Source organism: Methylophaga sp. (assembly GCF_965655755.1).
Classification (GTDB): domain Bacteria; phylum Pseudomonadota; class Gammaproteobacteria; order Nitrosococcales; family Methylophagaceae; genus Methylophaga.
The window spans coordinates 1-3,354 of the sequence record NZ_CBFHHW010000036.1 but is presented as its reverse complement, the minus strand read 5'-3'; the positions used below and the strand labels follow the sequence as shown (position 1 = coordinate 3,354).

Genomic DNA, 3,354 nt, shown 5'->3' with positions numbered 1-3,354 from the left:
GTAATAAAAAAGCCCCTGATTTGAGGGGCTTTTTTTATATTTTCCAGATGATTTTTTAGAACGGAATATCATCATCGTAATAATCAGAATCACCACCGTAATCAGGTCCAGCTGACGAAGAGGCCGGTTGTGGCGCATTTTGACCACCGGACTGTTGTGGTTGTGGTGCCGGACGCTGGTCATATGCAGCATCACCGCCACCACCAGAGCCGCCACGACTATCAAGCATGGTCATCTCATTACCGACTATTTCGGTGGTGTAACGATCCTGACCGTCCTGACCCTGCCATTTGCGGGTCTGAATACGACCTTCAATATAGACCTGTGAACCCTTGTGTAAATACTGTTGGGCTACTTCACCCAGGCGATTGCGCAAGACTACACGATGCCATTCAGTCCGTTCTTTACGTTCACCAGTCTGTTTGTCTTTCCAGTTTTCAGAGGTAGCGACACGGAGGTTACAAATCGAGCCACCGTTGGGAAAGGCGCGGCTTTCAGGCTCTGCACCCAGGCGACCGACGAGAATGACCTTATTTACTGACATGGCATGTTCCTTGGTTAAAAGATAATTGGCTTATTCTACGACGCTAATTCTGGAAAGCAAACGCATCCAGTTCAGAGAGATCGGTCTCTTCTGGGGAAAACTTCACATAGGCGACTTGTTCTTCCAGAACGACGACGGTTTCTTTAACGCCCTTAATGGCATTGAGCTTATCAACAATTTGATCGGTATTGATCAAGGCAGCGCTGTTCAGGTGAATAATGCGGCTGCTGTAATGACGCGGCGCTTGCATAGGCAGGATGATGATAAGCCAAATGACGATGATGACTGCGCTGGCGGTGAAAATACCTTCCAGTCCGAAACTGGTGTATAGGATGCCGCCCAATGCACCGCCGATAAATGCGCCGATAAACTGTGCGCTGGAATAAATGCCCATTGCTGTGCCTTTATTTTCTATAGGACTTAACTTGGACATCATTGAGGGCAGACTGGCTTCGAGAATATTAAATGCGGTGAAAAATAACCAGAGACTAAAAAGAATCGTAAACAGTGAGTTTGGCATTAACGCCCACCCCAGTTCCGCGATGCCTAAGGTCGCGATTGCGCCAATAAACACGGCTTTCATTTTACGCTTTTTCTCAGCAATGATGATGAAGGGCACCATCGTCACAAACGCCACCAGCAAAATAGGCAGATACGCCAGCGCGTGCTGACTTTTATCCAGACCGGCACCATTTTGCAGGGCTAGTGGCAATGCAAAAAAGCTGGTGGTCAGTAGTAAATGCAGCACCATGATGCTGAGCACCATGCGCATGATCTGAGGGTTTTTTAGTACCTTGATAAACTGTCTGGGAACTGGCTCAATGTCTCGGTGACTAACGCAACGATGCGGTGATGGTACCCAGAAATGTAATACTGCCACGCCGACCAGCGCTAGCAAAGCGGTTGCCCAAAAAATACCGGATAAACCTATCCAGTGCTCTAGTGCTGCACCGGTTGCCAGAGCGACAGAAAATGACAATCCAATACTGATACCAATACTGGCCATGGCTTTAGTACGTTGTTCATCGCGGGTTAAATCGGCTGTGAGCGCCATCACAGCGGCAGCAATGGCGCCACTACCCTGTAGCAGTCTGCCTGCAATGACCATTTCGATTGATTCGGCCATGGCGGCGACGGCGCTACCGGCAGCAAATAACAGTAAACCAATCGTAATAACGCGCTTGCGGCCAATGCGATCGGAGAGCATGCCAAATGGAATTTGTAATAGCGCCTGAGTTAAACCATATGCGCCAATCGCGAGTCCAATGAGCATGGGAGTACTGCCACTGTATTGGTGAGCAGAAATTGAAAACACAGGCAGGATCATGAACAAGCCCAGCATACGTAGGGCAAAAATGAGGGAGAGGCCTGAGATACTGCGTTTTTCGAGTGCAGTCATTGAGGTCGTTGCAGTTTGTTTTTGCGTCATGATAGTTGGACAGAGTATATTGATCCGTTTGATTTTACTACGGAATCCTGATGAAAAATATAAGCGTTCCCGGGATGAAAAATATCAGCATTCGTGGGGCCAGAACTCACAATCTGAAAAACATCGATCTGGATCTGCCCAGAGATGCGCTGATCGTGATCACCGGCTTGTCCGGCTCGGGTAAATCGTCACTCGCGTTTGATACATTATACGCAGAAGGCCAGCGACGTTACGTGGAATCCTTATCCGCTTATGCTCGCCAGTTCCTTTCGATGATGGAAAAACCGGATGTTGACCACATTGAAGGTCTGTCACCGGCAATCTCTATTGAGCAGAAATCGACCTCGCATAACCCTCGCTCGACAGTGGGCACGATCACCGAGATTTATGATTATCTGCGCTTGTTATTTGCCCGCGCGGGTGAACCACGCTGTCCTACTCATCAGCTTCCGTTAGCGGCGCAAACAGTCAGTCAGATGGTCGACATGGTATTAGCGATGCCGGAAGGCAAACGCATGATGCTATTGGCACCGGTGATTAAGGATCGTAAAGGTGAACACCGTGACGTATTGGAAGAGTTGCGTCTGAAAGGATTTGTCAGAGCGCGCGTCAACGGTAAAGTGATCGAGCTTGATGAACCGCCGGAACTGGAACTGCGTAAAAAACACACGATTGAAGCAGTCGTGGATCGTTTTAAAGTGCGTGATGATCTGCAGCAACGGCTGGCAGAGTCTTTTGAAACAGCGCTGAACATGGCGGAAGGTGTCGCCAAAGTTGTATCAATGGACGACGAAAAAGATGAAACTCTGTTTTCTGCGTTGTTCGCGTGTCCTACCTGTGGTTATTCGATTTCTGAGTTGGAACCACGCATGTTCTCGTTCAATAACCCTGCGGGTGCCTGTGGTACCTGTGATGGCCTGGGCATTAAACAATTTGTGGATCCGGCGCGGGTTGTTGCTCATCCGGAATTGAGCCTGGCTGCTGGCGCGATTCGTGGTTGGGATCGCCGAAATGCCTATTATTACCAGATGATGCAATCACTGGCCGCACATTATGAGTTTGATCTGGAAACACCGTTTGATGACCTGCCTGAAAATGTGCGTCAGGCAGTGCTTTACGGCAGTGGAAATACCCCAATTGATTTTAGATATATGGGCGATCGGGGCAAGCAGGTCACGCGGCGTCATAGTTTTGAAGGCGTGATTCCCAATTTACAACGTCGTTATCACGAAACGGAGTCGAACAGCGTCCGTGAAGATCTCGCCAAGCTACACTCAATTCGTGCCTGTCCTGATTGTCATGGTGCTCGGCTGACTCAGGCATCACGTCACGTCTACATAGCCGAAACGACATTGCCTGAAGTCACAGATATGCCTATCGG

General features: G+C 49.0%; 2 protein-coding genes and 1 pseudogene. 1 reads left to right on the top strand and 2 read right to left on the bottom strand.

The window, feature by feature from the left end:
• Positions 1-55: 55 nt before the first annotated feature.
• A complete protein-coding gene (locus ACTF5U_RS10915; RefSeq protein WP_438971661.1) occupies positions 56-544 on the bottom strand; it encodes a single-stranded DNA-binding protein in 489 nt (162 codons plus the stop codon).
• Positions 545-587: 43 nt separating this feature from the next.
• Positions 588-1,943 carry an MFS transporter gene (locus ACTF5U_RS10910; RefSeq protein ID WP_438971660.1) on the bottom strand — a complete coding sequence of 452 codons (1,356 nt, stop codon included), beginning with the start codon at positions 1,941-1,943 and terminating at the stop codon, positions 588-590.
• 104 nt (positions 1,944-2,047) lie between these two features.
• On the opposite strand from ACTF5U_RS10910, the pseudogene ACTF5U_RS10905 reads away from it, so the two are divergent.
• Positions 2,048-3,354: pseudogene (locus ACTF5U_RS10905) on the top strand (excinuclease ABC subunit UvrA); the annotation flags it as partial.

Excerpts from the sequence above, each read along its gene's own strand:
- ACTF5U_RS10915 (WP_438971661.1), bottom strand. The coding sequence starts at position 544 with ATGTCAGTAAATAAGGTCATTCTCGTCGGTCGCCTGGGTGCAGAGCCT.
- ACTF5U_RS10910 (WP_438971660.1), bottom strand. The coding sequence starts at position 1,943 with ATGACTGCACTCGAAAAACGCAGTATCTCAGGCCTCTCCCTCATTTTT.